This is a genomic window from Phycisphaerales bacterium (genome assembly GCA_040217175.1).
Lineage (GTDB): Bacteria > Planctomycetota > Phycisphaerae > Phycisphaerales > UBA1924 > JAHCJI01.
On the sequence record JAVJNT010000002.1, the window covers coordinates 769,043 to 795,837 of the forward strand.

Annotated in this window: 26 protein-coding genes and 2 tRNA genes; 10 read left to right on the top strand and 18 right to left on the bottom strand. The window is 68.0% G+C overall.

The genetic code is table 11. The annotated features are described in order from the left end of the window. The first annotated feature begins 41 nt into the window (after positions 1 to 41). The gene (locus tag RIA68_10400) at positions 42 to 3,245 is read left to right on the top strand and encodes a glycosyltransferase (protein ID MEQ8317855.1); all 3,204 of its coding nucleotides are present in this window, start codon (positions 42 to 44) and stop codon (positions 3,243 to 3,245) included. Between the two features lie 16 nt (positions 3,246 to 3,261). On the opposite strand, the gene RIA68_10405 is transcribed toward RIA68_10400, so the two are convergent. The 4 genes from RIA68_10405 to RIA68_10420 all read right to left on the bottom strand — a co-directional run bounded on the left by RIA68_10405 (position 3,262) and on the right by RIA68_10420 (position 5,213). Then, entirely contained in the window at positions 3,262 to 4,035 is a 774-nt protein-coding gene (locus RIA68_10405) for an ABC transporter permease (protein ID MEQ8317856.1), read from the bottom strand. Between the two features lie 14 nt (positions 4,036 to 4,049). After that, a complete protein-coding gene (locus RIA68_10410) occupies positions 4,050 to 4,622 on the bottom strand; it encodes a thioredoxin family protein (protein ID MEQ8317857.1) in 573 nt (190 codons plus the stop codon). Continuing rightward, complete coding sequence (locus RIA68_10415) at positions 4,619 to 5,122, bottom strand: hypothetical protein (protein MEQ8317858.1); 504 nt, start codon at positions 5,120 to 5,122, stop codon at positions 4,619 to 4,621. The genes RIA68_10410 and RIA68_10415 overlap by 4 nt, the downstream gene beginning before the upstream one ends. An 18-nt stretch (positions 5,123 to 5,140) precedes the next feature. Next, positions 5,141 to 5,213 (bottom strand) — tRNA-Ala (locus tag RIA68_10420). 253 nt (positions 5,214 to 5,466) lie between these two features. Here RIA68_10420 and RIA68_10425 point away from each other — a divergent pair. Continuing rightward, positions 5,467 to 5,709 (top strand): hypothetical protein, encoded by a 243-nt coding sequence (locus RIA68_10425; protein MEQ8317859.1) that lies wholly within the window; start codon positions 5,467 to 5,469, stop codon positions 5,707 to 5,709. Positions 5,710 to 5,720: 11 nt separating this feature from the next. Here the strand turns inward: RIA68_10425 and RIA68_10430 are convergent, their stop codons facing one another. After that, positions 5,721 to 6,989, bottom strand: coding sequence for a hypothetical protein (locus RIA68_10430; GenBank protein ID MEQ8317860.1), 1,269 nt, complete (start codon positions 6,987 to 6,989; stop codon positions 5,721 to 5,723). A 71-nt stretch (positions 6,990 to 7,060) separates the two neighbouring features. Between RIA68_10430 and RIA68_10435 the strand changes: the two genes are divergently transcribed. Then, positions 7,061 to 8,905, top strand: coding sequence for a gamma-glutamyltransferase family protein (locus RIA68_10435; protein ID MEQ8317861.1), 1,845 nt, complete (start codon positions 7,061 to 7,063; stop codon positions 8,903 to 8,905). Positions 8,906 to 8,908: 3 nt separating this feature from the next. On the opposite strand, the gene RIA68_10440 is transcribed toward RIA68_10435, so the two are convergent. Further along, a complete protein-coding gene (locus tag RIA68_10440) occupies positions 8,909 to 9,640 on the bottom strand; it encodes a hypothetical protein (GenBank protein ID MEQ8317862.1) in 732 nt (243 codons plus the stop codon). Between the two features lie 45 nt (positions 9,641 to 9,685). Then, entirely contained in the window at positions 9,686 to 11,164 is a 1,479-nt protein-coding gene (locus RIA68_10445; protein MEQ8317863.1) for a sulfotransferase, read from the bottom strand. 91 nt (positions 11,165 to 11,255) lie between these two features. Between RIA68_10445 and RIA68_10450 the strand changes: the two genes are divergently transcribed. The 4 genes from RIA68_10450 to kynA all read left to right on the top strand — a co-directional run bounded on the left by RIA68_10450 (position 11,256) and on the right by kynA (position 14,549). After that, positions 11,256 to 12,287 carry a polyprenyl synthetase family protein gene (locus RIA68_10450; protein ID MEQ8317864.1) on the top strand — a complete coding sequence of 344 codons (1,032 nt, stop codon included), beginning with the start codon at positions 11,256 to 11,258 and terminating at the stop codon, positions 12,285 to 12,287. A 96-nt stretch (positions 12,288 to 12,383) separates the two neighbouring features. After that, positions 12,384 to 12,468 (top strand) — tRNA-Cys (locus RIA68_10455). A gap of 56 nt (positions 12,469 to 12,524) precedes the next feature. Then, positions 12,525 to 13,694: a citrate/2-methylcitrate synthase gene (locus RIA68_10460; protein ID MEQ8317865.1), complete on the top strand. Its 1,170-nt coding sequence runs from the start codon at positions 12,525 to 12,527 to the stop codon at positions 13,692 to 13,694. A 9-nt stretch (positions 13,695 to 13,703) separates the two neighbouring features. Next, entirely contained in the window at positions 13,704 to 14,549 is an 846-nt protein-coding gene (kynA, locus tag RIA68_10465; protein ID MEQ8317866.1) for a tryptophan 2,3-dioxygenase, read from the top strand. A gap of 22 nt (positions 14,550 to 14,571) precedes the next feature. On the opposite strand, the gene RIA68_10470 is transcribed toward kynA, so the two are convergent. The 7 genes from RIA68_10470 to RIA68_10500 form a co-directional block, all read right to left on the bottom strand. After that, positions 14,572 to 15,897, bottom strand: coding sequence for a GC-type dockerin domain-anchored protein (locus RIA68_10470; GenBank protein MEQ8317867.1), 1,326 nt, complete (start codon positions 15,895 to 15,897; stop codon positions 14,572 to 14,574). A 76-nt stretch (positions 15,898 to 15,973) separates the two neighbouring features. Beyond that, positions 15,974 to 16,828 carry an ATP-binding protein gene (locus RIA68_10475; protein MEQ8317868.1) on the bottom strand — a complete coding sequence of 285 codons (855 nt, stop codon included), beginning with the start codon at positions 16,826 to 16,828 and terminating at the stop codon, positions 15,974 to 15,976. A gap of 26 nt (positions 16,829 to 16,854) precedes the next feature. After that, positions 16,855 to 17,139, bottom strand: coding sequence for a cold shock domain-containing protein (locus RIA68_10480; protein MEQ8317869.1), 285 nt, complete (start codon positions 17,137 to 17,139; stop codon positions 16,855 to 16,857). 319 nt (positions 17,140 to 17,458) lie between these two features. Then, positions 17,459 to 19,825, bottom strand: a complete 2,367-nt coding sequence (gene pnp / locus RIA68_10485; GenBank protein ID MEQ8317870.1) for a polyribonucleotide nucleotidyltransferase — start codon at positions 19,823 to 19,825, stop codon at positions 17,459 to 17,461. 375 nt (positions 19,826 to 20,200) lie between these two features. After that, positions 20,201 to 20,470, bottom strand: a complete 270-nt coding sequence (gene rpsO, locus RIA68_10490) for a 30S ribosomal protein S15 (GenBank protein ID MEQ8317871.1) — start codon at positions 20,468 to 20,470, stop codon at positions 20,201 to 20,203. 142 nt (positions 20,471 to 20,612) lie between these two features. After that, positions 20,613 to 21,185: a hypothetical protein gene (locus tag RIA68_10495; GenBank protein ID MEQ8317872.1), complete on the bottom strand. Its 573-nt coding sequence runs from the start codon at positions 21,183 to 21,185 to the stop codon at positions 20,613 to 20,615. Positions 21,186 to 21,192: 7 nt separating this feature from the next. Then, positions 21,193 to 21,873 carry a DinB family protein gene (locus RIA68_10500; GenBank protein MEQ8317873.1) on the bottom strand — a complete coding sequence of 227 codons (681 nt, stop codon included), beginning with the start codon at positions 21,871 to 21,873 and terminating at the stop codon, positions 21,193 to 21,195. A 42-nt stretch (positions 21,874 to 21,915) separates the two neighbouring features. On the opposite strand from RIA68_10500, the gene RIA68_10505 reads away from it, so the two are divergent. From RIA68_10505 to RIA68_10515, 3 genes are read left to right on the top strand one after another with little or no spacing between them, the layout of a single operon-like run. Next, positions 21,916 to 22,392 carry an acyl-CoA thioesterase gene (locus RIA68_10505; GenBank protein MEQ8317874.1) on the top strand — a complete coding sequence of 159 codons (477 nt, stop codon included), beginning with the start codon at positions 21,916 to 21,918 and terminating at the stop codon, positions 22,390 to 22,392. Between the two features lie 21 nt (positions 22,393 to 22,413). Continuing rightward, positions 22,414 to 23,013 carry a phosphoribosylglycinamide formyltransferase gene (locus RIA68_10510; protein ID MEQ8317875.1) on the top strand — a complete coding sequence of 200 codons (600 nt, stop codon included), beginning with the start codon at positions 22,414 to 22,416 and terminating at the stop codon, positions 23,011 to 23,013. Further along, positions 23,010 to 24,509, top strand: coding sequence for a PDZ domain-containing protein (locus RIA68_10515; protein MEQ8317876.1), 1,500 nt, complete (start codon positions 23,010 to 23,012; stop codon positions 24,507 to 24,509). The genes RIA68_10510 and RIA68_10515 overlap by 4 nt, the downstream gene beginning before the upstream one ends. Before the next feature lie 3 nt (positions 24,510 to 24,512). Here RIA68_10515 and RIA68_10520 read toward each other — a convergent pair whose 3' ends face one another. Genes RIA68_10520 through RIA68_10535 form a run of 4 tightly spaced genes read right to left on the bottom strand, consistent with a single transcriptional unit; the run spans position 24,513 to position 26,795 of the window. Beyond that, entirely contained in the window at positions 24,513 to 24,884 is a 372-nt protein-coding gene (locus RIA68_10520) for a hypothetical protein (GenBank protein MEQ8317877.1), read from the bottom strand. A 44-nt stretch (positions 24,885 to 24,928) separates the two neighbouring features. Next, entirely contained in the window at positions 24,929 to 25,183 is a 255-nt protein-coding gene (locus RIA68_10525) for a DUF2007 domain-containing protein (GenBank protein ID MEQ8317878.1), read from the bottom strand. A 52-nt stretch (positions 25,184 to 25,235) separates the two neighbouring features. After that, complete coding sequence (locus RIA68_10530) at positions 25,236 to 25,913, bottom strand: FUN14 domain-containing protein (protein ID MEQ8317879.1); 678 nt, start codon at positions 25,911 to 25,913, stop codon at positions 25,236 to 25,238. A 12-nt stretch (positions 25,914 to 25,925) separates the two neighbouring features. Continuing rightward, the gene (locus tag RIA68_10535) at positions 25,926 to 26,795 is read right to left on the bottom strand and encodes an inositol monophosphatase family protein (GenBank protein ID MEQ8317880.1); all 870 of its coding nucleotides are present in this window, start codon (positions 26,793 to 26,795) and stop codon (positions 25,926 to 25,928) included.

Genomic DNA, 26,795 nt, shown 5'->3' on the forward strand with positions numbered 1-26,795 from the left:
CTTGAGGCACGCCGGCCCAGGATCCTGAAGGGGAGCGATCGATGAGTACGACCCGCACCGAGAGCACGGGACTGTTGCACCATGCCCGCCGACTGACCGAACGCATGCGGACCCTCGATGCCGGTACGTCCATCGAGGACGCGCTCGTCTCGGCGCTGGACGGCGAGCGGGGCGTCGTGCTCGTCGCGGGCGAGCCCGGGGCCGCCGTTCAGGACGCCATCGCGAGGGCGTGCGACGAGCGCGGCTGGCAGGCCTACGTCGCCGTCGGAGACGCCGAGTCCGCAAGGACGTTGGTCGAGACGCTCCGCCGGGCCGTCATCGTCGAGCACAATGCCACCGAATTACTGCGCACGCTACCGGTGAAGCCCTGCGTGACGATCGTGCAAGATGCCGAAGCACTCCCGGCGATCGCACGCGTCGCATGCGACGGCGGGCTGGCGATCCTCGTAGACGAGACCAAGGCCGAGGACGGCGCGTGGGCGCGCATCGGGGGCGGCGACACGTACGCGGTGCTGGAACGGCGGAGCACGGCATCGGGCATCCTGCCGGTACGCCTCGACGACGAGATGTTCGGACGGCTCGGCGACCTCACGCGTCGAGCGCTCGTCGAGGGCCCCACCCCCGCGGCCGAGGCCACCATGCGCACGCCCGCGGTCGCTCCGCCGAGGGGATATGGCAGCCGCCAGACGCGTCGAGAACTCATCGAGCTGGTGATGCATGCTCGTAAGTCGCTGGCACCCCGGCGAGAGCGACGCATGCTCGAGGGCCTCAGCCGCTGGCCTTGGGTGGTGCCGCAGGGCGAACCGCTCCCGCCGACGATGCCCGACGGCTCGCCATGGCCCAAGATCTCGATCGTGACGCCCACGTACAACCAAGGCCACTTCATCGAGGAGACCATCCTCTCGATCATCCACCAGGGCTATCCGAACCTCGAGCACATCCTGATGGACGGCAGTTCGACCGACGACACGATGGAGGTGGTCGATCGGTACCGAGACCACTTCTCGGTGATCGTCTCGGAGAAGGACGAGGGCCAGAGCGACGCCATCAACAAGGGATTCGAGCGTGCGACCGGCGAGATCCTGACGTGGATCAACAGCGACGATCTGGTGGCGCCGGGGGCGCTGGCCGCCGCCGCCATCGCCTTCAAGACCAGCGGGGCCGATTTCGTCAACGGCATCTCGCAGGTCTTCAAAGAGGGCAGGCTGGTGCACCAGTGCATCACCAGCTGCGGCGAAGGCCCCATGCCGCTGCAGGACATGCTCGACCTGGAAAACTGCTGGCTGACCGGCCAATTCTGGTGGCAGCCCGACAGCTTTTTCACCAAGGACCTGTGGGACCGGGCGGGCGCGCACGTCCGCGTCGACTGGTACTACTCGATGGACTACGAGCTGTGGCTGCGCATGGCCCAGGCCGGCGCGAGGGTCCACAGCATCGGCCGCCCGATCTGCTGGTATCGCACCCACGAAGACCAGAAGACCAGCGAGGGCGAGGGCTCGGGCTTCCGCGGCGAGCTTCCCAAGGTCGTCGTCGATCACTGCGAGAAGCACGGCATCGTCCGCGAGCAGCGCGAGAAGGAGGTCGTGAAGGGCCGTCTGCGCGTGGCGCTATTCAACGATGTGGGCTTCGAGTACGGAGCGGGCATCGCCCAGCGCCGGCTCGCCGAGGCATTCGCGTCCGCCGGCCACGACGTCCGCGTGCTGGCAGCGACGCATCCCGAGCCGGTTCGCGAGACGCCGACGGTCTCGGCCGAGGCAGTGCTCGCCGCCCTCGACGCGGTCGAGCCCGATCTGGTCATCATCGGCAACGTCCACGGCGCCGACATAGCCCCAGAGGCACTCAGCGCGATCGCGAACAAGCACGAGACCGTGTTCTTCATGCACGACGCATGGCTGCTGACCGGCCGCGAAACCTACTTCGGTGACAACGAGGACTTCCTGACCGGCATCGTGGGCCGGACCAGCACGCAGGCCGGCTACCCGGCGATGGAAGAGTCTGCGATCCGCCCCGCGTGGGAGGCCAAGCGACGCTTCCTGACGGGCTGCGAGAACCTGACGATCCTGACCAACAGCCAGTGGCTGGCCGACCGTGCGACCGCGGCTCTCGACGCACTCGACGCCGCTGGGGATGCCGACGCAGGCAAGGCGCCGTTCGACCTGGGCCATCGTCCGCCCGTGCATGCGGTGCGATACGGGCTCGACGTCGATGCGCTCCGGCCCCGCGACAAGGCGACCTGTCGCGATGCGCTCGGCCTACCCAAGGACGACTTCCTGATCATGGCTTCGGCCTGCTCGCTCGACGACGATCGCAAGGGCATCGCGTACCTCGCGAAGGCCCTTAAGCAACTCGGGCTGCCCGATGCCACGGTCGTCGGCGTCGGATACGTGCCGCCCAACGCGAAGCCGCCGATTCCCGGCATGCGCGCGATGGGCTACATGCGCGATCCGCAGCAGCTCGCGATGCTCTACTCGGCGTGCGACCTCTTCGTAGCGCCCAGCACCGACGAGGCCTTCGGCCAGGTCTTCATCGAGGCCGCAGCCTGCGGCACGCCGGCGATCGGCTTTCCCGTGGGCGGCGTTCCCGAGGCGATCACGCACGGCGTCACCGGACTGGTCGCGCGCGAGGTCTCATCCGAGGCGCTGGCCGAGGCGATCGACACGCTCTACCGGGACGACGCCTATCGCTCCAATCTGGGACGGTGGGCACGCATCCACGCCCAGAACGAATGGAGCCTGTACACGAGCTACCAGCGGCTGCACGTCGCGCTCACCGAGAGCGGCGCAGGCAACCGCATCGGCCTGAGCCGCAAGATCGACTTCACCCGTCCGTCGCCCGTGCCCGAGCACGCCACCCTGCTACCCACGAGCGGCCCGGCATACGAGCCCCGGTTCGGCTTCGATCACTGGGAGGGCCCGAAGCCAGACCAGAATCTCGGCCGGTTCCGCTGGCTCCGGGGCGGCACCGCAGCGGCCGTGCTCCACGCGCGAAGCAGCGGCCACGCGCGGCTCGCCATCACCTGCCGAAACCTCCACAAGGGCCAGCGGCTGCGCCTCGTACTCAATGGCGCGACCGTGCACGAGGGCTCGATCCCGGTGACGCAGCCGCACACCGACCATGCACTCACGCTGCCCGTGGCCGTGAACCAGGGTGCCAACCACCTGCAGCTCCAACTGTGGAAGTGGAACCAGGGCGAGGGTCGGCCGCTGTCGCTCATGCTGACGGACCTTCGGCTCATCGAAGACTGACGCTCGCGGGCCGACGTCAGATGACGTCGCGAATCTCGGCGCGGGCGGCTCGCAGCGCGAGTAGGCCAAGCGTCGTGAACAGCACCGCCCACCCGAGCGCCACCGGCAGCAGCCACAGGTCGGGCAGCCGGCCCTCCAGCATCATCTGCCGGCCGGCCTCGAGCGCGGGGTACGTCGGGTTGTACGGCAGCGCGGCCTGGACGGCCTCGGGCAGGATCTCGGGCTTGTAGACCATCGGATAGGCCCAGAAGCCGATCATCAGCACGATGCGGATGACCTCGGCTACGTCCTTGACGAACGGCACCACCGCTGCACCGAGTGCGCCCAGGCCAAAACCAAGCATCAGCAAGAGTACGAACGGCACCGGCGCAAGCAGCCAGTACGCATTTGGAATAAAGCCGAATGGGATGGCCGCGACGGCCAGGATGGCGTAGCTGATCACCAGCCCGATGGCGGCAGACACCACCGTTTGCGCGACGAACGCGCTTTCGGGGATCGGCAGCTTGCGAAGGTACTGCGCGTTGGCCACGACCGCCTGACTGCCGCGCGACACGGTCTCGGAGAACGCCAGCCACGGAATCATCGCGCTGCAGAGGTAGACCACGTACGGGGCGTCGTTGGTGCCCTCGCGGCTCATGATGCTGGCGAAGACCAGCGAATAGATCAAGATCATCGACAGCGGCTGGATGACGTTCCAGAGCACGCCAACGCCCGCGCCGGCGTACCGGTGTCGCACGTCCGAGAGCGCAGTCCGCCAGATGTACGAGGCATGGGGCAGCAGTTCGAGCATGGCGGTTGTCCCGGTCAATCTCCGTGCTTGGCACGCAGCTTCGTGCTCAGTCGGCACACGAGCTGTGCGCGTTCGGTCTCGTCGATCCAGTCCTGCAGCGTGGCGGCGATCTCGTCTTCGGGCACCGGCGCGCCCGGGAGCGGGCACGAGGCCCCGAGCTGCCGATCCGCGATCGCCCGATACCGCGTGAGCGTCCGATCGCCGTACATCGAGACGAAGTCGAATTCTTCGTTCAGGAACAAGACGACCGGCACGCGGTTGCCATCGTTGATGACCAGCCGCCGCGCCAGGTCCATGTGCTCGTCGCGGTCAACGACTCGGAGCTCGATGAGGTCGGGGCGGAGGCTGGCGATGGCGTCCAGCATGGGCACCTGCTGCACGCAGTCTCCGCACCACGTGCCGCTGACGCACAGGAGGTGCATCTTGCGGACGAAGCCATCAAAAAGCTCTCGATGGACCTCGGTCGGATGCACGCGCTGGCGGAAGTCATTCCACGCGTGGCGATGATTGTCGCTGCCGGTCGCGACGTAGTCGCCGTACGAAAGGCCGCGAGCAAACTTCTCTCTCAGGTACGTCGTCTCGATCATGCTCGCACGATACGCGGCGGACGCGCCGTTCCGCACTCGGGGCAGGTCTCCCCTACGACCGCCGAGAGGTCGTAGCCGCACGCGAAGCACGCGGGCGTGCGAGCGCAGCGACGGGCCTCGCGACCGATCACGGCGTACTGGGCCGCAAACGCCGCGAGCGTGCCGATGAACCACGCAAGACCGAACCCGAGCACCGCTGCGGCGAGCAGCGGATAGGCGGTGATACCGAACGGCCCGGTGGACTCGGTCGTGGCGATCGAGCCGTCGGGGTTGAACGTGGTGACCTGCTCGTAGACGGTCGAGACGGCCGCCACGAACGCCAGCCACCCGCCGGCCCCAGCGACGAAGGCAGCCGGCACGACTGCGGCCACGACAACGCGACGACGCCGATAGATGGCCCCAAGGAAGGCCCGGGCCTCGCTCCACGCGAGACCGAGCTCCCGGGCCGCGGCGGCGGCCGGAGCGACGGCCCACAGCACTCTGGCGGCCGATCGTCTCATGCGGTGGTGATTGGGAAGTGGAGCGGAAGAGATTCGAACTCTCGACCTCATCATTGCGAACGATGCGCTCTACCAACTGAGCTACCGCCCCTCGCGAACGGTCCCTCGGGCCCGCGCGGGCGGAGTATAGGTCGGCCCGGCCGCAGGGCGTCAGGGCGGACCTTTTATGCCCGATAACGACGAGAAATCCCACCGACTTCCGCGACATTCCTGGCGCGGGAGGGCCGATCTGCCGTTATATTGGTTAGTGCTAACTACGGGCTTCCGCCGGCGGCGCGATTCGGTCCGAGGAGGGACGGGCCGATGCGGCCGCGGCCGGCGGCACGATCGTGAGGGCGACGACGATGGACACACGACCCGGACGGATCGAACGAGTGCGCTGCCGAGCGGTGGTGCTGGGGATGACGGTACTGACCTTCGCGGCGGCGTCGCTGGGCGGCTGCTCGTCCCACGGCCACTACGCCTACGGCTATGGCGCTCCCGGATACGGGCACTACTCGTACGGGCATTGCGGCGGCGGCGATGCCGGGCTTCTCGTGCTGCTGGTCTACGGCGCAGCCGGGCTGCTCCACTGGTGCTTCAACTAGCCGGAGCGCCGTTAGTTGATGTAAAAGATCGAGCGGAACAGGTCGTCGCCGAAGGTGTCTTCCATGTCCTGCCACAATTCGTCGCGGGTGACGGGCCGATCCTCGACGGGCACGAGGTACGGCGCTGCGGCGGAGCCCTGGACCCAGTAGAACACGTCGAAGTCTCGAGGCTCTTCGAAGAACGCGCGCACGTCGATGCCCTGCGATCCATCGCCGCGCCAGAACCGCAGCAGCTTCTCGCCTTCGAGCAGCGCTTCGGCCTCGTCGAGCAAGTCGAGCCACATGGTCACCTGGGGCTCGCCGAGCGCGACGCCGCGTATCGCCGGCGACTGGTGCGGCGCTGGCAGCCACTCGCGGTCGTCGTCGGTCTCGGCCCGAGCGCTCTCCCACATCTCGCGGCTGTGGCCGATCGCCTTGAGCAGGTGCTGCCGGGCGCGGGACATGCGTTCCGCCCCGTCGTCGGCCAACGGAAAATCAAGGCTGCCCACGAAGGCGAGGATGTCCGAGACGTCGATGTCCATGCCGGTGGGATCCAGCGGCTTGTTCTGCTGGAGGAACGGGTAGGGCGTCTTGGGCCTGGGAAAGAAGAGGTGGGCGCAGCGATCGAACATCTCGCGGTTGTCGTAGGCCAGCATGATCTCGCCGGCCGCCATGAGCACGTCGTTGTACGCGCGCAGCCATTGCAGGTCCGTGGCGTCGAGCCCGAGCACGAACGACTGCTGCTCTTGCGGAATGTTGACGCCGTCGCGGAACACGATCGCAAACGCGCGGGCCGGTTCTTCCTGCCGCGAGGCAGTGCCGTCGCCGTTGAAGTCCAGCGGGATCTCGGCCATGTCGAGTCGGAGCTTCCAGTCACCATCGGCCGGCACGTCGTTGAGCAGTTCGTCGGCCTCGCGCAAGTCATCGAGCCACCCCTGCATGATGCCGCGCACCTCGCCCGCGGTGACTTCCTTGGGCTCGGGGTTCATGCCGGCCTGCATCATGCCGCGGAACATCATCATGCTGCCGGCGCGAACGGGCTGGCCCGCGCCGTAGTCGTAGAGCTGCTGGACGGCGTGCTCGCCGCTGCGGAAGAAGACCGCCAGCGCGTGAGCGAACCGCGTGCGCGCATCGGCGTCTCCGCCTTCGACGCGGGCGCCCAGCGAATCCACGGCGCTGCTGAGCGTCGCACCCTCGGCGGTAAACGCCTCGGTGACGGGGTCGCTGGCGGTGCCCGCTTGGGCGTGCACCGCAACGAGGCACCCGCACAGGCCAAGGACGCGTTCGATTCGGTTTCGCATGGCTCCAGCCTCCCTCGAGATGGTCGCTCGCTGCCGCGCATCGGCGGTCCCGAGCGTGTACCGTGCATGTTATGGCGAGCACCCCAGACGAGCGGCAGAACCCCAACGATGGCCTGACCCGGCGGGACTTCATGCGGACGACATCCGCCGGCCTGGCGGCGGCCGCGGGCGGCGGATACCTCGCGTCGCGTGCGTCGGCCGCGTCGGGGGGCTCGCGGCCGAATGATGCGGGCGTGGAAGTCCGCGTCGTCGAAGAGTCCGAGTCGCTGCCGCAGGACCGCTCGTGGGGCGAGGGCCCCTTCGGCTACGACCTGCCCTATAGCAGCAAGCGCATGCCCGTCCTGGCGCGCAACTGCGTGGCGACGAGCCAACCCCTCGCCGCCCAGGCCGGGCTCGAGATGCTGCGTCTCGGTGGCAACGCCGCCGACGCGGCCGTCGCCACGGCCGCCGCGCTCACCGTCGTCGAGCCCACCGCCAACGGCATCGGCGGAGACAACTTCGCGCTGCTCTGGATGAAGGATGAGCAGGGCAACGCGAAGCTGCACGGGCTCAACGCCTCGGGGCGATCACCGAAGGGATTGAAGCGCGAGGACTACGACGGGCTCGATCGCATGCCGCTCTACGACTGGCGCGCCGTCACGACGCCCGGCGCCGTGTCGGGCTGGGTCGCCGTGAACGACAAGTTCGGAAAGCTGCCGCTCGAGAAGGTGTTGGAGCCGGCCATCCGGTACGCACGCGAGGGCTACCTCGTCAGTCCCGGCGTTGCATCTGGCTGGAACGCGTCGAGCCGGCGGTACCGCGGGTTCGACCGATTCGAGGGCTGGAAGCAGACCTTTGCGCCCGGCGGTCGAGCGCCGCAGCCCGGCGAGCTCTTCGCGATGCCCGGCCATGCGCGCACGCTCGAGGCGATCGCCGGCACCAAGGGCCGCGCGTTCTACGAGGGCGAGATCGCCGAGGCCATCGAGGCAGAAAGCGTCAAGCACGGCGGATCACTCAGGCTCGCGGATCTGGCGACTCACGAAGCACGCTGGGTCGAGCCCATCTCGATCGACTATCGCGGCTGGCGCCTGCACGAGATCCCGCCGAACGGCCAGGGGATTGCGGCGCTCATCGCGCTGGGCATCCTGAGGCACTTCGACGTCGCGAGCATGGACGTCGATTCGGCCGCCTGGATGCACCCGCAGATCGAGGCGATGAAGCTGGCCTTCGCCGACGCGCACCAGCACGTCGCCGACCCCGAGCACATGCGCGTGTCGGTCGATGACCTGCTCGACGACGGCTATCTGGAGGCACGGGCGAAGCTGATCGACCCCGGCAAGGCCGGCAACTTCGGCTACGGCGAGCCCAAGGAGGGCGGTACCGTGCTGCTGACCGCCGCCGACGCCGACGGCAACATGGTGAGCTTCATCCAGAGCAATTACACGGGCTTCGGATCGGGCATGGTCGTGCCGGGCTTCGGCGTGGCGATGCACAACCGCGGCGGCAACTTCTCGCTCGAGCCGGGCCACGCCAACGAGATCGCACCCGGCAAGCTGCCGTACCACACGATCATCCCCGCGTTCGTGACGCGCGACGGACAACCCGCGATGGCCTACGGCGTCATGGGCGGCTTCATGCAGCCCCAGGGCCACGCCCAGGTGCTCGTGCGCATGGCCGACCACGGGCAGAACCCCCAGGCGTGCCTCGATGCGCCGCGTTGGCAGATCGAGCGGGACGGCCGCGTCATGATCGAGCCGGGCTTCGAGACCATCGACGGCGAGGGCGTATACGACGAGCTCGAGAAGATGGGCCACCCGATGCGACGCTACCGCACGCGCAACGCCAGCTTCGGGCGCGGCCAGGTGATCTACAAGCTCGAGGACGGCTACATCGCGGCGAGCGATCTGCGGGCGGATGGACAGGCCGTGGGGTTCTAGCGGTCAGAACTCGTTGGCACGCTTGTCGGCCGCATCGATCCAGGCCTGGGCCTGCTCGGCCCACGTCGTGCCCGGGGCCGCGCCGATCACCCTATTGAACCAGTCCCGGGCCTTGGTCGTCTCACCCATGCGGTCGTAGCCCCAGGCGACACCGATCATGAGCTGGCCCTTGAGGTCGATGGGCTGCTCGTTCCAGTTCTCGTAGAGCTTCGAGAGCGCCGCGATGGCGTCTTCGACCCCCTTGGCGGCGTAGCCCTTGGCCATGCGATCGATCGGGTGGTACGCGGCCAGATTCAACAGCGTGGTCGCCGTGACCACCCGCACGCCAGGATTCTCGGGCTCCAGGTCGCGAGCCCTGTCGAGATCGGCGAGCGCTTCGTTGGTGTGCCGCATGGCGGCCATGAAGTCGCCGGCTTCCGAGGCGCTCCCCGCGTCAAACATCCGGGCCGCACCTCGCCACGCGATGGCCTCGGCATTCTCCGAATCGACCTCGATCGCTTGTGTGCAGGCGTCGACCAATCGCTGCTTCGCGTCCGCATCGCCCTGGGCGGCATCGACGAAGTCGGCGAATATCGCGCGCTCGAAGCCCCGGTAGCCGGAGCTCCCTGGATCGATCTTCATGAACTCGAACCGCGGCTGGGCGGCTTCCGCAGCATCGTGCTGTTCGGCCGGCTGGGCGAGCGCGAAGGGGGCAATGACGAGCAAGGTGACGACGGCTCTGCATGTGCTCTTCACGGGCGGGCTCCTGTCTGGCCAAGGCCGAAACGGCTCTCCCCGGTATTACGCTTCCAGTGCGTGGGCTTTCAGGGACTCGCGCAGGGGGGCGATCAAGTCGCCGTACTTCGCCGCACGGCCCTTGGCCGACTTGTAGATCGGCCGGCGGACCTGGGTGACGCTCAGCGTGCGGTCGGCCCGGTTTGCCTCGTGCGGACGCAGGCATCGGTCGTCCCACGGCAGGCCGACGAAGTCGATAACCTTTCGAGCAACGGCGGGCAGGTCGCTGACCATGTCTTCGTACCGAATGGTCAGGAAGTCGTTGCCGCAGGCCTGCTGCCAGTGGGCGGCGAGGCGTTCGTTCTCGGCGTACACCGCGGCGAGATCGTCGAAGTCGGCGGCGTACGGGATGGACGATGGTCGCAGACGCTCAAAGTAGCACGACAGGCAGTTGTCGGCCGGATCGCGCCGCGTATGGATGAACTTTGCGCCCGGCAGGATGCGGTCGGCAAAGCCAAGCCGTCGCATGTTGGCCAGGTCCTTGTTGGAGATTATCTTGGCGCGCGGTGCCTTGGTCCGCATCGCCCTTTCGTACTGTTCGCCGGCAGCGGTGAGTTGCTCGGGCGACATGTCACGCACGAATTCGGGCCAGTCCGTCGGTGCGAATCCCGTCTGCGCGCCGCGCAGGATGAGTTGCAGCGTGAAGTCTTCGTCGGCCCCGAACGCATCGGGATGGGCGTGGATGATCCGCTCGGTGAGCGTCGAACCGCTGCGGGGCATGCCCACGATGAACACGGCCCACGAGCCGTCGCACGCGGCACGCGGGGCCGAGCGCATCCACGCTTCGCTGAAGGTCTCGATGATGCGGTCGTTCTCGGCGCGGTACTGATCGATGCTAAAGGGCATGCGCAGCATGTCATTCCCACGGCGAGCGGCGTCCAGCGCTTCGGCGTACTGCTTGTTGCGTTCATAAGCGCGGGCCATGGTGAGCATGAGGTTGCGCCGCTGCGGTTCCTCGGGCAGGTCGGCCCCCATCACGCGCTCGCCCAGCGTGATCGCCTCGTCGATCCTCTTCAACTCCATGAGCACCCGTACCCCGACCGCCGCCAGCGACGGGTTGGTTGGGTTCGCAGCCAGCGCGGGCTCGAGCGTCTTCCAGGCGCGCTTGAAGTTGCCCTGCATCTCGTACACCTCGGCGCGACCGGCGATGGCGGGCGGGAAGCCCGCGTCGATCTTGATCGCGTCGGCATAGTGGGCGAGGGCGTCGCCCAAGCGGCCCGCGTGGACGTACGTCTCGGCAAGCTGGACCTGCTTGAGCGGCGAGGGCGCCGCGTTCTCGACCACGAACTTCCGGTGCTCGAGGGCCTGATCGATGAAGCCCGTGGCCAGGCAGACCTCGCCCATCAGCATGCGGACGTCGGGATCCCGTGGCAGGTTCTCCAGGAGCGTGAGTCCCAGGGCGTAGGCCTGGGAAAAGTCGCCGCGGAGATTGGCCTCGCGGGCCTGCTGGACGAGTTGTCTCGATCGTTCGGGGCTGAGGCTCATGGCCCCATCATAAACCGGGACGTGGCCTCGGCGAGGGGCCGCCCGACCGGCCCAAGCCTATCGTGAAACGCTCGTGCGGGGGGAGGTCGACGTGCACAACCTGCTCAATCTTGACCCGTCGCTCGAGCCCATCCAGGGCGAGCTTGCCTCGTACCTCGGCCGCGTGGTCGATCGATTCGACGAAGCGCTCCAGAGCGACATCCTCGCCGTCCAGCGGCTGACCCAGCACGTCGAGCGATACCGCGGAAAGATGCTGCGCCCCGCGCTGGTGGCGCTCTCGGCGGGGACTGCCCACGGCGATCTCGCCGCGGTGCTGCAAGGCCCCCCGGGCGCCGCGCTCGAGATCATCGGCGCCGTGTGCGAGATGGTGCACATGGCCACGCTCGTGCACGACGATGTGCTCGACGAGGCCGACACGCGCCGCCGCGGCCGGACCGTGAACGCCATGAGCGGCAACGAGACCGCGGTCATCCTGGGCGACTACCTGATCGCCGGCGCCTACCACCTATGCTCGACGCTCGACGAGCAGGCCACGGCGCTCCGCGTGGCGCGCGCCAGCATGGTGGTGTGCAGCGGCGAGCTGCTCCAGCTCGACCGGCGCGACGATCTTTCGCTCGACGAGGCGACCTACTTCGAGATCATCGATCGCAAGACGGCCGAGCTGATCGCCGCCGCGTGCGAACTCGGCGCGACCGCGGGCGGCGGATCGGCCGAGGCCATCGCCGCGCTGGAGGCCTTCGGCCGCCAGATCGGGGCGGCCTTCCAGGTTCGCGATGACCTGCTCGATCTCACCGGCCGCGAAGAGGTCGTCGGGAAGAGCGTGGGCCGCGACGCGCGAAAGGGCAAGTTGACGCTCCCGGTCATCCACCACCTTTCCCAGGCCGAACCCGCCGAGCGAGCCCACAGCCTCGCGTTGGCGCTGCAAGCGGCCGGCGATGACTCGGGCGACGCACCGGCCGAACTCCGCGGCCGCCTGGAGAGCACCGCATCGGTCCAGCACGCCCAGGCCGCCTCGGAGGCCATCGTGGGACGGGCTCGTGAGCGTCTGGAGCAGTTGGCCGACTCACCCTCCCGCCGCACGATGCTGGCGATGGCCGACGCGGTCGTGAATCGGTCGTTCTGAGGCATTACGAGCGGGTCATTGCCGCACGCGCGGGCCTTTGGTCTGCGAGCGCGCAATAATGTCTTTCCGGTGGACGAACCCGCCGGAACCAGCCCCGGGCGTGTGCCAGAGTGGACTAATGGGGCGGATTGCAAATCCGTTTGGCGAAAGCCGTTCGTGGGTTCGAATCCCACCGCGCCCTCTTTTCCTTCGCGATCGTCGCGACACCCGAAAACTTCCCGATCGGAGGCTCTTCTTATGACCACCGCCGCACCCGCCCAGAAGGCCGGCCTCGAAGGCGTCGTCGCCGGCGACACCGCGATCTGCAACGTCGAGCAAGACGCCCTGATCTATCGCGGCTACGAGATCCACGACCTGGCCGACAACGCCAGCTTCGAGGAGGTCGCCTACCTCCTGCTCGAGGGCGAGAAGCCGACCGGAGAGCAGCTCCAGTTCTTCAAGGACGAGCTCATCGCCAACCGTGCCCTGCCCACGCAGGTCATCGACTACCTCAAGACCGTCAAGCCCATGGTCATCGCCGGCAGCGCGGTGCCGATGGACATCCTGCGGACGGCCGTCAGCATGCTGGCCAACCTCGACAAGGAGTGCCAGGACATCTCCGCCGAGGCCAACCTGCGCAAGGCCAAGCGGCTGACCGCGAAGATCCCCACCATCATCGGGCACATGCAGAACGTCATCGACGGCCGCGAGATCGTCGCGCCCGACACCGGCGGGGACGCCAACCTGAGCCACGCCGCCAACATGCTCTACCTCATGAGCGGCGAGCGGCCCGATGCCGAGGCCGACAAGGTCGTCGACGTCTCGCTCACGCTCTACGCCGAGCACGATTACAACGCCAGCACGTTCACAAGCCGCGTCATCGCCGGCACGCTGAGCGACATGCATGGCGCGGTCACGGGCGCCATCGCCGCCCTCAAGGGCCCGCTGCACGGCGGCGCCAACGAAGCCGCCATGGACATGCTCCGCGAGATCATGAGCGACCTCGATGGAAAGATCGAGAAGCCCGCCGTCGAAGACTGGATGCGCAAGGCGTTCACCGAGAAGCGCAAGCTCATGGGCTTCGGCCACCGCGTCTACAAGAACGGCGACCACCGCGCCCCGATCCTCCACAAGCTTGGCCGCGCCGCCGCCGAGAAGCGTGGGGCCGAGTTCGTCAAGTGGTTCGACCTGGGCGAGATCGTCCAGCAGATCATGCTCGATGAGAAGAGCATCCACCCCAACGTCGACTTCCCCTGCGGCATGACGTACTACGCGCTCGGCATCCCCGTGCCGCAGTACACGCCCATCTTCGTGGCCGCACGCATCACCGGCTGGGCCGCCCACATCATGGAGCAGCACGCCAACAACCGCCTCATCCGCCCGCGGGCCAACTACGTGGGTCCCGACCTGCGCAAGTGGAACGGCTAAGACCGCCACATGTCCCAGCGCGAGTTCGAGTCGACGCTCCACACCGATCTGGCCGACCGTATGACCTACGGCGGCTATCTACATCTCGAGAAGATCCTCACGGCCCAGCAGCCGTTGAGCAATCCGCCGCACCACGACGAGATGCTCTTCGTCATCCAGCACCAGACCACCGAGCTGTGGCTGAAGCTGATGATCCACGAGCTGCGGGCCGCAATCGTGGCCGTGCAGCGGGGCGACCTCGAGCCGTCCTTCAAGATCCTCGCTCGCGTCAAGCACGTCCTCCAGCAGCTCTTGAACCAATGGAGCGTGCTCGCGACGCTCACGCCGACCGAGTACGCCCAGTTCCGAGGCGTGCTGGGCAACGCCAGCGGCTTCCAGAGCTTCCAGTACCGGCTCGTCGAGTTCCTGCTGGGCAACAAGGACCGGCGGATGCTCAAGGTGCACGAGCACGACCAGGCCAACCACGCGGAGCTCAAGGCCGCCCTCGAAGCGCCGAGCATCTACGACGCCTTTCTCGCGTACATGCACGGCCAGGGCCTGCCCGTTCCCAAGGACGTCGTGGAGCGCGACTTCAGCGAGCCGCGAGAGATGGACGAACGCGTGATCGCCGTGCTCAAGACGGTCTACGAGAACCCCCACGAGCACTGGGCCAGCTACGAGATGGCCGAGAAGCTCGTCGACGTCGACGACCAGTTCGGCCAGTGGCGCTACCGCCACCTGCGCACGGTGCACCGCATCATCGGCATGAAGCGCGGCACCGGCGGATCCAGCGGCGTGCCATTCCTTCGCCAGATGATCGACCACCAGTTCTTCCCGGAGCTGTGGGAGGTGCGCACGCGGATCGAAGAGCTGTAAGGATCCCCGTCGACTCGGCTTGCTACTCGCACCCGGCGTCGAACTGCGTCTGGAACGCCAGGAAATCAAACAGCGTGAATTGCCCGTCGCCGTCCATATCGGCGCGCGGGTGGCGGTCATCGAAGAGGTTCTGGAAAGCCAGGAAGTCGAAGATCGTTAGCGATCCGTCTTCGTCGAAGTCTACCTCGCACCCCAGGCGGGGCAGGGTGACACGGAAGGCTTCCTTGATGCCAAACTGGTTGATGCCGTAGCCAACGATGATCGTGCCGTCGTCGGAGATCGACGTCGCCTCGAGCAGGCCGCGCCATTCGCCGGCCTCGAACAGGCCAAACTCATCGACCAGCCACTCCTGGAGCAGCCGCACGCTGCCGTCCTCGAACCACACGGCCGCGGCGTAGGGCCCACCGACGACGAAAACGCCGACCGTTCCAACCATCAAGCCGCCGTGCTCCGAGGCATCGTTGACCGCATCATCGATGAGCCTGAAGCCAGCCGGACCGATGGTGTCCAGGATCTCGATGCCCGTGTCCTCGCGCCACACCGCAGGCTTCGCAGGATTCGTAAAGGGGTCGTAGTCGATGGGTAGCAGCGTCCCCGTCACGACAGACGCATCCGGAGAAATGCCGAGGATGGTGAAGTCCGCGTAACCGTCGGGCAGCGTCGCGTCGGCGGCCTGCGGCACGCCATCCGTCCACAACACGATGCGGTCGACGCCGCCGGGCCCGCCGAACTGGCTGCCGAAGATGATGCGTCCATCGGTGCTGATCCGATTCGCCTGTCCGCCGGTACGCCCCTGCAGCAGCGGGAGGCGATCGACCGCGCCGCTGGCCGGATCCCACGAAACGGGCTGTCGGCGCCGGGCTTCGTCGAAAGAAACGCCCACGGCGAGTGAACCATGACCGTTCAGGTCGCCGACGACCGTGTAGGTGCCCGAGAGCGGCAACGCATCGGGCAACGGCTGGAGTTCGACGCCCAGCTGGCCCAACTGCCAGGCCATCGACAGCCGGACGAACGTGCCGTCCCGGAACGTGTTCCATCCGCCGACGGTCACGAGTCCGAGCTCGCTCACGGCCACGCCGCGACCGGGCGTGAAGTTGCCATCCGGATCCCGAAGGAACTCGGGAAAGAACGCAAACTCGTCCCACGACGCGACGAGCGTACCCATGTCGGTATCGTCACCGCCGGTCGCGACCAGGCCGTCCGGGCTCAAGGCGTCCGCGCGGCTGCCGACGAGCGACGCCCCCATGCCGCTGTATCCCATGCCCCGGAACGTCGCGTCCTGCGCCGACGCAATGCTCGTAAGAGCGAGAACCGAAGCGAGCACGGTGCGTGCGACGTGCTTTCTCATCGTGCATCCCCCCTGAATCCAAGCGCCAGATGCACGCCATCGGCTCGAAACTGCGAGCATGTCCCGGCGGAGTCGATCAGGCGTCGCCGGCTGGCAACTCGATGACGAAGTCGGTGCCGCGTCCTTCTTCGCTGGTGAAACTCAATACGCCGCCGCTCGCCTGGATGATCCGTCGGCTCGTCGGCAGGCCCAGGCCCGTTCCGCCCTGCTTCGTCGTGAAGTAGGGGTGGAACACCCGATCGGCGGTATCGTCGGGCATGCCCGGACCCGTGTCCGTCACGTGGACTTCGATCCACCCGTCGCGCGGTCGGCGACGAACACGCAGCATAAGTTCCTTCGGCAGAGTGCCTGAGACTTCAGCCATCGCCTGCGTCGCGTTGAGCATCAGATTCAACACGGCCTGCTTCAGGCGCGGCGCATCGACGCTCACCCAGGCAGGCTCCCCGGCAAGTTCCACGCGGATGCGCACGCCTCGGCTCTCGGCCTGAGGCAGGAAGAAGTCGGCGAGTTCTTCGACGAGGCGATTGACGTCGACGCGCGTCGGGCTCAGCCGAAGCTCGCCCGCGAAGTCGAGGAAGTCGCTCAGGATGTCCCCGAGCCGCTCGACCTCGCGCTTGAGCGTGCCCGCCCGGCGGACGAGGCGGCCACGCTGCTGCTCGTCAACCGAGGGCAGGTCGCCTACGGCTTCGGCCAAGAGCTGCGCGTTCATGCCGATGGTCGAGAGCGGGTTCTTGATCTCGTGGGCCAACCCGCCGGTCATCGAGCCGATCTCGGCCAGGTGCTCGGCGGCCCGAGCGCGACCCTCGGCCTGCCGCGCTCGACGCATCAACACGCGCGTGGCCCACCAACCGGCGCCGGCCGCGACCAGCAGCCCGGCTCCGAATCCCGCGAGCATGTTCGTGAATGGGGTGCCCCAGGCCTCGACCGACATGTGCTCAGGGTAGTGGCCCGCCCGAACTACCGACGCGGCGAACGCTTGACGCTGTCGGGATCGGGCCTGGTCTCGACGACGCCCGTCCGTTCGACGCGCGTGGCCTTCCAGCCCTTGTCGGTCTTCTTCGCGTCGTACTCCACGGTGGAGCCATCGCGCAGCGAGCGATAGCCCGCGCCCTTGATGACCGAGTAGTGCACCATGACGTCCTGGCCCTGCGGACCGATGATGAAGCCGTACCCCTTACGGGCATCGAACCACTTCACCTCGCCCTCGATGCCTTCCAGCAGGTCGGTCGGCTGCTCGGTCATGAGCGCTGCTCCGCCGTCCAAGCCCGCGAACAGCCCCACGCCGCGAGTGCCTTGGACGGCCCGCAATCGGATCGGTCGGGCCGATCCACGCTGGGCTTTCCTAGGTTATCAATTCGGCGAGGCGAGCGTAACGCGAAATTGGCCACCAGAGGCCACTTTGGTGCAATCTTCGCCGAATCGACACCAAAAGTGTCGCAAACTCGCCAAAACAGCAGGCGGATACCCCTCGTTTCGGGGAACCGCCCGCCGCATCCGGTCATCAAAAAGACCCGCAGTGATGCGGGTCTGGTGAAAACTCAAATCTTGGCGTGCGAGGCGATCAATCGACCGCTGCCGGTCGGCGTCCGCCACGCCGCTTGGAGCGACGCCCGTCGCGGCCGCCTTCGCGGTCACGATCACCGTCACGGTCTCGGTCTCGGTCGCCACCACGGTCGCGATCGCCGCCGCGATCACGCCCCCGGCCGCGGCCACGCGAGCCGCGATCACCGCGTGAACCGCGTTCCTCGCGATCGCCATCCTCGTCACCGCCGCGTTCCTCGGGCGGCAACGCCTGCTTGCGGCTGAGCTTGATGCGGCCCTGGTCGTCGACCAGGATGACCTTGACCGTCACCTCGTCGCCCACGTTGACGACGTCGGTCACCTTCTCGACGTAGCCGTCCTTGAGCTCGCTGATGTGGCACATGCCATCGGTGCCCGCGGCGATCTCGATGAACGCGCCGAAGTCGCGAACGCTCACGACCTTGCCGGTGTAGATCGAGCCGACCTTGATCTCCTCGCCCAGCGCCTCGATTTCCTGCTTGGCGCCGGCGAGGCTGTCGCCGTCGGTCGAGGCGACCGACACGGTGCCGTCCTCCTCGACGTCGATCTGCACGCCCCACCGCTCCTGGATGGCGCGGATGGTCTTGCCGCCGGGGCCGATGAGCTTGCCGATCTTCTCGGGGTTGATCTTGATGGTCTCGATGCGCGGCGCGTAGCGCGAGATGTCGTCCCGGGGCGCTTCGATCACCTGCTCCATGATGTCGATGATCTCGAGCCGTCCCTCGCGGGCCTGGTCGAAGATCAGCTCGATCTGGTCCATCTCCAGGCCGCGGGCCTTGAGGTCGAGCTGGATGCCGGTGATGCCGTCGCGCGTGCCGGCGATCTTGAAGTCCATATCGCCGAAGAAGTCTTCCTCACCGATGATGTCGGTGATGTAGACCTCGTTCTCGCCGTTCTCGTCGGTCATGCGGCCGACCGAGATGCCCGCGCACGTCGCACGGATCGGCACGCCGGCATCCATGAGCGCCAGACACCCGCCGCAGATCGACGCCATCGACGACGAGCCGTTGCTCTCGGTGATGTCGCTGACAAGGCGGATGGTGTAGGGGAACTCGTCGGGTCCGGGCAGGATGCCCAGCAGGCTGCGCTCGGCGAGCGCGCCGTGGCCGATCTCGCGGCGGCCGGGCCCCATGATGCGGCCGGCCTCGCCAACGCAGAAGGGCGGGAAGTTGTAGTGCAGCGTGAACTTCTTGCTGTACTCGGGCATGAGCCCGTCGACGATCTGCGCGTCCTTGCCGGTGCCCAGCGTGCAGCTCACCAGGCTCTGCGTCTCGCCGCGCTGGAAGAGCGCCGAACCATGCGTGCGCTCGAAGTAGCCGACCTGCCCGAAGATCGGACGCAACTCGGCGGGCTTGCGGCCGTCGGCGCGCACGCCCTTCTCCACCAGGAGCTGACGCGACACCTTCTTCTCGAGCGTGCGGAAGGCCTCCCGGGCCATCGCGCGGCGCTTGGTGCTCTCCAGGTGCTCGCCCGGCGTGCCGTCCTCGATGATCGGGAAGTGCGCGTCGAGCACCTCGTCGCGGATTTCGCCCACGGCCTGGCCGCGTTCGTGCTTGCCGGGGATCTGCCGGGCCTTCATCAGCTTGGTCTTGGCGGCCTTGCTCACTTCCTGCACGACGTCGTCGGCCGGCAGGTTGATGTTGTCGCCCAGACGCTTCTCCTGGCCCGCCTCGGCGGCAAGGTCTTCGATGAGCTCGAGGATCTCGCCGATCACGTCCTGGCCGAACTCGATGGCATCGAGCACGTCGTCGTCGGGCACTTCAGCGGCGCCGACCTCGATCATGTTGATGCCGTCGGCGTGGCCGCTGAGCACCATGTCCAGGTCGCTGTAGTCCATCTGGCTGGCCGTCGGGTTGGCGACCAGCACGGGACCGTCATCGGTGTGCACGCGGCCAACGCGAACGGTGGCGATCGGGCCCTCGAAGGGCGCGTCGCTCAAGGTGAGCGCCGCCGACGCGGCGACCGAGGCCAGCACGTCGGTGTCGTTCTCGCCGTCGTGGCTCATGACCCAGCACTGGATCTGCACCTCGTCGATGAAGCCATCGGGGAACAAGGGGCGGATGGGCCGGTCGATCATCCGCATCGTGAGGATTTCCTTCTCGTTGGGAGCGCCCTCACGCTTGCGGAACCCGCCGGGGAACTTGCCCGCCGCGGGCAGCTTCTCGCGGTAGTCGACCTGCATCGGGAAGAAGTCGAGCCCGGGCCTTGGGTTGGCCCGGACGACCGTCGCCATCACGGCGCTGCCACCGTACCGGAGGATGACAGCCGCCGAGGCCAGGCGTGCGACGACGCCGGTCTCGATCGACATGGTGCGGCCGGCGATCTCTCGTTCGACCTTGATCTGCTCGGAAATCAGAACGTCTGCCATATGAAAGTACCTCTATCACCAGGAGCCGGGCGAACTCGGTCCGCGGGCTCGGCTATCAGCGAACACCGGCATCAGCAGGGTGACGCCGGCCGCGAGGGAGAGAGGGACGAGGAGGTGGAAGGGGCAGAGGACGTAAGGCAGTGTCGCTGCAAGATGTTGCACCCGCACTGCGTCGCGCCGACTGCTCCTTCGGCCTTCCGGAACCCTCGCATGAAGATGGACCGACCGGGCGCGAATCGCCCGTGACTTGCGGTCCGGATGTGGAACGGGACGGCCTCTTTCCCCGACGCCCATGCGCCGGGCCCGACCCGGAAATGCCTCGAAACAAAACGAAACAAAAAAGCCCCCTCGTGGGGCTTTGTACGCAGAAAACCGTTACTTGCGCAGGCCGAGCTTCTGGATGAGGGCCTTGTAGCTGTCGTTGTTCGTCCTGCTCAGGTAGCGGAGCAGGCGGTTGCGCTTGCCGACCATCAGGATCAGCCCACGACGGCTGTGGAAGTCGTGGCGATGCTCGCGCAGGTGGCCCGAGAGTTCCTTGATGCGGCTGGTCAGGATGGCGATCTGCACCTCCGGAGAGCCCGTATCGCCCTCGTGCCTCGCGTGCTCGCCAATGACCTCTTGCTTCACCGCCGGTTCGATTGCCATAAACCCTGGCCTCTTTACTCTCAGAAGGAACTCGATACGACCACCCGGCCGCCGGCCACCCCGGCGTCCGCCACAGCCCGAATGATAGCCCGGAGGCCGTTCCCGGGTCCAGCCCCCGGATCGGCGGACAGGGCAGACGCCCCTACCCGAACCACCGCAGCCGCCAGTTGCCGTCCTCGAAGATCATGTCCATGAAGCTCCAGCGGAGGCCCTCGCGGGCCAGCCCGGTCACCTGGAGGCGGATCACGTTGTTCCCCAGCGATTTCATGATGACCTGGGGCGAGTTCTCGGCCAGCGGCCCGATGCGGTTGAACAGCAGCAGCACGTCGTCCCGTCGCCTCAGGAGCGTGTAATAGGCCTGGTCCGGCGGCAGGCTGCGGGCCTCGTACTCGGCCCTCGTCGCCTCGCTCAGCAGGTGCTCGGTGAAGAGCTCGCGCTCCAGTGGCTCGTCGTCGTGGATCAGGGCGTGCTGGAGGTGGGCCATCAGGTCTCGGCCCGTCCGGGCCCGGAGCACGATCTCGCCGTCGGGCAGCTCCTCGCGGATGGGCGGCAGGCTCGCCGGATCGACGCCGCGGCGGGGCGAGACCGCGTCGGACCGCTCTCTGGGTGCGCCGCTCAGCCGACCGAACAGGTCGTTCTTCGGTCGCTCGTCGAGCACGACCTCCTGGCAGCCCGACTGGCTCCCCGCGAGCAGCCCCAGCAGGACGCAGATCATGCTCGCCCTACTGCTCGGCATCGCCCTGGTCGGCCTTCGCCGCGCAGCCGCAGCCCGGGCCGCACCCGCCGGCGGGCATCGCCTGCGCCTCGGGCATCGGGCCTGCGAGCAGCTCGATCTTGGCATTGAGGAACCTCGCGTGGTGCTCCAGGTGCCAGGTGGCGAACGCCAGCATGTCGCGCACCGTCATGGATCCCCGTTCGGGGTGCATGGCCGAGCGGTTCTGGGCGGCCTCGTCCATGTCGAAGAGCCAGTCGAGCGACCAGCGCCGCAGCGTGTGCACCACGGCCACCGAGCCGGCCACCGGCGGCGCACTCGTCACGCCGCTGCGGGTGCCCCGGCCGTAGAGCGGTCCATCGAAGAATGCCTGCTCGTCGAACACGTTGAGCACGGGCGTCTGCTCGGCCACGGCCCGGCGGATGCGGTGCAGGTACACGAGTTCGCAGTCGGCTAGGTGCGTGACGAGGGCCCGGATGGGCAGCTGCCCCGCGCCCGAGTCGGGCTTGAAGGGCGTGTCGAGCTCGCCCTCGGGCAGGTGGAACAGCCGAGGATCGAACCACTCGACGCCCACGGCATACCGCCGGACGAGGTCTGGCCAGTCCATGGCCGCCAGGGCCTCGATGGGGGCGACGTCGAGTCGGGTGCTGAGCGGGCCGCAGGCTTGGGCGTTGGTCGGGGCTTGCGTCATGCCCGCATGGTAAGGGCCCGCCGCCTCCCTAACCTCTCGGTCGTGACGAACCCTCCCCCCACCAGCGACCCGGCGGACGGCCCCTGCAGCGAGGACGGCGACTGGGCCTGCAGCCTCCGCGTCATGACCATGCCGCGGGACACCAACCAGTACGGCACGATCTTCGGCGGCGTCATCCTCAGCGCGATCGACCAGGCCGCCTTCGTCGAGGCCCGCCGCCACGGCGTGCACCGCTGGGTGACCGCGAGCGTCGATCGGGTCGAATTCAGCCAGCCCGTGCACGTGGGAGACCTGGTGAGCTGCATGACGCGCACGACCCGAAGGGGCACCAGCAGCGTGACCGTCGAGGTGTGCGTCGATGCCGAGCGGTACGAGGGCGGCGATACGGTCCGCGTCACTCGGGCCCAGCTCACGATGGTGGCGATCGGGCCCGACGGACGCCCCGTGCCCATGACCAGCCCGGCAACCGCCCACCTGCCAACGGTCGCCGCCTCAACCGATCGGCCGCCCGGCCCGTAGAAGCTTGCAGGAGTGACGCCCATGGGCGACCAACCCGAGCCACCCCGGCTGCTGGCGATGCTGAGCGGCGGCGGCCGGACTCTCATGAACCTGCTCGACGAGATCGAGGCGGGACGTTTGCGCGCCCGCATCTCGGGCGCTCTCGCCTCGCGGCCGTGCCCGGGCGTGCAGCGGGCCGAGGCGCGCGGCCTGCCGACGCGGATCGTGCGCGGCATGATCCCCGCCGCCGAACTCGAGGCAATCGCGCGCGAGCACGACGCGTCGTGGATCGTCCTATGCGGCTACCTGCAGCGCCTCGAGATCCCCGCCTCGCTCGAAGGACGCATCGTGAACATCCATCCCGCCCTGCTGCCCAAGTTCGGCGGGCCGGGCATGTACGGCGACCGCGTGCACCGGGCCGTGCTCGAGGCGGGCGAGGCCGAGAGCGGCTGCACCGTGCACCTGTGCGACGCCGAGTACGACAGCGGCCCCATCGTGCTTCAAGCGAGATGCCCCGTGCTGCCCGGCGACACGGTCGCCACGCTCGCCGCCCGCGTGTTCGAGGCGGAGTGTCGGGCTTATCCCGAGGCTTTGACGATGCTGCTGGCCCGCGACGAAGCCGCCAAGGAGGCGACGCGATGAAAATGCCACTGACGCTCTCCGTGCTCCTGGTCGCGTGCATCGCTGCTGTCGCGCAGGACGGTCGCGTGCGACCGATGTCCGATGCGCAGCTCGAGACCGAGGCATATGCGCTCGCGACCGATGGCGACTACGCCGGTGCGCTGCCACTCTTCGAAGAGATGGCACGTCGCGATCCCGAGTCGTTCGTGCCGCCGTACAACATCGCCAGCGCCCTCGCACAGCTCGGCCGCAGCGACGAATCGCTCGACGCCCTCGACCGCGCGCTCGAGCTGGGCTTCGACGACCTGGCCCACCTGCGGCACGACCCCGACCTGGAGTCCATCCGCGAGACCGAACGGTTCCGGGCGATCATCGAGGCATGGCCGCAGCGGATGGAAGCCCTCGCCCAGGCACGCTTCGACGCGCTGACGAAGCGGTTTGGTGGCAACTACGCGACGGAAGAGGACGCCTTCCTCCGCCTGCGATTCGCCGTTGGCCTCCCCCAGCAGAGCTTCGCGATGGCGCGCGAAGAACTCGATCTGGTCAGCCGGTGGGCCGTGGCCCACCTGTTCGAGAATCTATCCGAGGCCGAAGACGCATCGGTGCCGTGGGTCAGCGTCGTGATTCCGACCGACGGCGACTTTGCTCGATGGGCCGCCCGGCGGCACGGCGCGGCGGCCCGGGGCGCCACGCGGCAGATCGCCGGCACCTACGACCATGACCGCAAGGAACTCGTCTGCAAGGACCTGGGCGCCACGCTGCGGCACGAGGTCTTCCACGCGCTGCACTACCGCAGCCAGAGCCTGCTGGGCCAACGACACGCGTCGTGGATCATGGAGGGCATGGCCTCGCTCGTCGAAGACGTCGACGTCAACCCCGATGGCACGCCGGCGTTCGCGCCGTCGTGGCGCAGCAACCTCGTCCGCAAGGCCCACCGCGGCAACGGACTGAAGACCCTCGAGCAGCTCGCCCAGACCCCCGACCACCTCTTCGTCGGTACGTCGCAATTGCTGCACTACGGGCACGCGCGCACCGTCATGCTCTACCTCGTTGCCGACGGTAAGCTCGAGGCGTTCTACGACAACTACGTCGACACCTGGGACCGCGATCGCACGGGCATCCAGGCGCTGGAGCGCACGTTCGGCGCCGAGATCGACCAGATCGAGCTCAGCTTCCGCCGCTGGATCGAACGCCTGCCCGTCGCGCCCGAGCAGAACCACCCGCCGACCGCCACGCTGGGCATCGACGTCGACGGCGAGCGCGGCGAGGGGCTGGCGGTGCTGCGTATCGCACGCAACTCGCCCGGACGAAAAGCCGGCCTGCGACCGCGCGACGTCCTGGTTGCCGTCAACGGCCAAGGCACGCGCGACATCAACGAGCTCTACCGCGTCATCGGTCGCTACCTGCCGGGCGACACCGTGGTCCTGAGCGTGCGGCGCGGCCGGCGGATGCTGGAACTGCCCGCCCAGCTCGCCAGCCGGCGCGAGTTCGACACCGTTCGCATCCCGGGCGGCTGAGCCTCAGCCGGGATCGTCGCCCGATGCGACGGGTGGCTCGTCCCGTAGCTCGCCCTGCTGCGAGGTCGACGGCTCGTCCGATTGCATGCCGTCGCCGTTCTCGCGGATCACGGACAGGTGCTGCTCGATGGCGGCCAGCGATGAATTGGTCGCCTCGAGGCTCTGGAGCGTGATGTCCAGGTCCGACAGCAGCGTATTGGTGCGCTCGATCTTCAGGAGGCTGTCGTTGAGCGAGCTGAGCCGCAGTTCGATCTCTTCGAGCGACTCGTTGGCGCGGCGGAGCTCGTTGCGCACCTCGTACGCGAGGCAACCCGGCAGCGTCGCCACGAGGGGCATGCAGAACAGCACGGCGGCAACGCGCGAGCGGGTGGTCATCGGCAGCGGTCCTCTCGTTCTCAATTCGATCCGCCTCGGACTGGTCAGCCTTCGTCGGCGTCGGACGACTTCTGGGCATCGAACTCTTCGAGCAGCACGCGCGCCTTGTTCGCATCGTTCGCGGAAACCAGCAGCCGTACGTGGCCCGGGCTCTCGGCCTTGAAGCCCGAGCTAGCCCCGCCCACCATCTCGCAGCGAATGCCCGCCTCGCGGAGCATGTTGGCCGCGAATGTCGCCTGGATCTCGGTGGCGTACTGGGCGATGATCACGGGCTCTGGGTGGTTTTCGTCGGCGGCCATCGTCTTCCTCCGGGGCTGGCGTCAACCATAGCGTGACGCCGGCTCGCCGACGCTACTTGCGGAGGAAGCCCAGCCCCAGGCCCGCCAGCGCCGCGCCGGCCGACGGCAGAGCGCCCGTCACGAATGCCGTAAAGCCCTCGAATTGCGCGCCGAGCCAGCTCTTGAGGCCGTCGTAGCGATCGGCCATCGCGCCCCACTGCACCTCGATCAGGCCGGCATATTGCAGGCCGAACAGCAGCAGGAAGAACACGCCCAGCGAAACGACGGCGAACTTCGCGAATGCGCGGAACGCGTAGGCCATCGCAAAGCCCACAAAGAAGCCGAAGCCCATGCGGAAGATCGCCGGCGACCACGGGTCGGCCGGCGGCTCGGACGCTTGTTCTGCCGGCACGGTCGAGCCAGGCTCGCGATCGCTGCCGCCCTCGGTCGGTGGCGTGCTACCCGGCACGCCCGGCACCGGGAAGGGCAGCGTCACGTCGCCCGGACCGCCCACGAATCCGGATGCCGGCACCTCGCGCCCGTCTCCCTGGGCCGCCTCGGCCTGCCGGAGCTCCTGCTCGCCCTGGGCAGCATCGCCCGAGAGCGTGCCGGTAATGCCCAGGGCGACGCCCGCGAACATCACCAGCACCGAGACGATCAGCAGCCCGATCTGCCAGCCGGCAAGCTTCCGCCGCCGCTCGAGCTCGGACTCGGGCGTTCCAGGTTCGGGGTGTTCGGCCTTGGTTGCCATGACGGGTGGATCCTAGATCGCCTCGTCGCGGTCGGTCCGCGGCACGGCCCCGCGCACGACCGAGAGCAGCTCCCCGTGCACGTGGCCGTTGCTCGCGATGGCGTGGCCGCTATCGAGGTGGTGCTCGCCGTGCCAGTCGCTGACGACCCCGCCGAGCTCGCCCAGGATCGACGGCAGCGGCGCGATGTCCCAGACCTTGATGCTCGGCTCGACCACCGCATCGCAGCGGCCGGTCGCCAAGAGCACGTGGGCGTAGCAGTCGCTCCAGCCGCGGATGCGCCCGCAGCTCGTCGAGAGCCCGGCGTAGAGCTTCTCGGCGCCGATCTGCGCGAAGTACTCCAGGCCCGTCGTCACCACCATGGCGTCGCGCAATCGATCGGTATCGCTGACGCGCGCCGGCCGCGGCTTCTGCTTGGGCCCGGGCACCCACCAGGCGCCGCCGTCGAGCGCGGCGTACACCGTCTCGCCCAGCGCCGGCATGTGCACCACGCCGGCCACGGGCGACTCGCCCTGGAAGACGCCAACGAGCACGCCGTACAGCGGCACGCCGTGCACGAAGCTGACGGTGCCGTCGATGGGGTCGAGCACCCAGCGGAAGGCGTCGCCGCCGGTGCTGCGGCCGCCGGCCTTGCCCAGCGTCTGGCCGAACTCCTCGCCCACGATGTCGTCGCGCGGGAAGGCCTCGGCGATCGCCGTGCGAAGCGTCTGCTCGGCCTCGGTATCGGCCCTGGTGACCGGGCTGCCGTCTTCCTTCCGCCGCGTGCCGAGCTGGTCGCCCTGGAAGTAGCCCAGCGTGACCTCGCCGGCCGCGTGTGCGGCCTCGAGCGCCAGCTTCAGGCGCTTGCGGACCTCGGGCGCGACGTCTTTCTTGACCTCGAACAT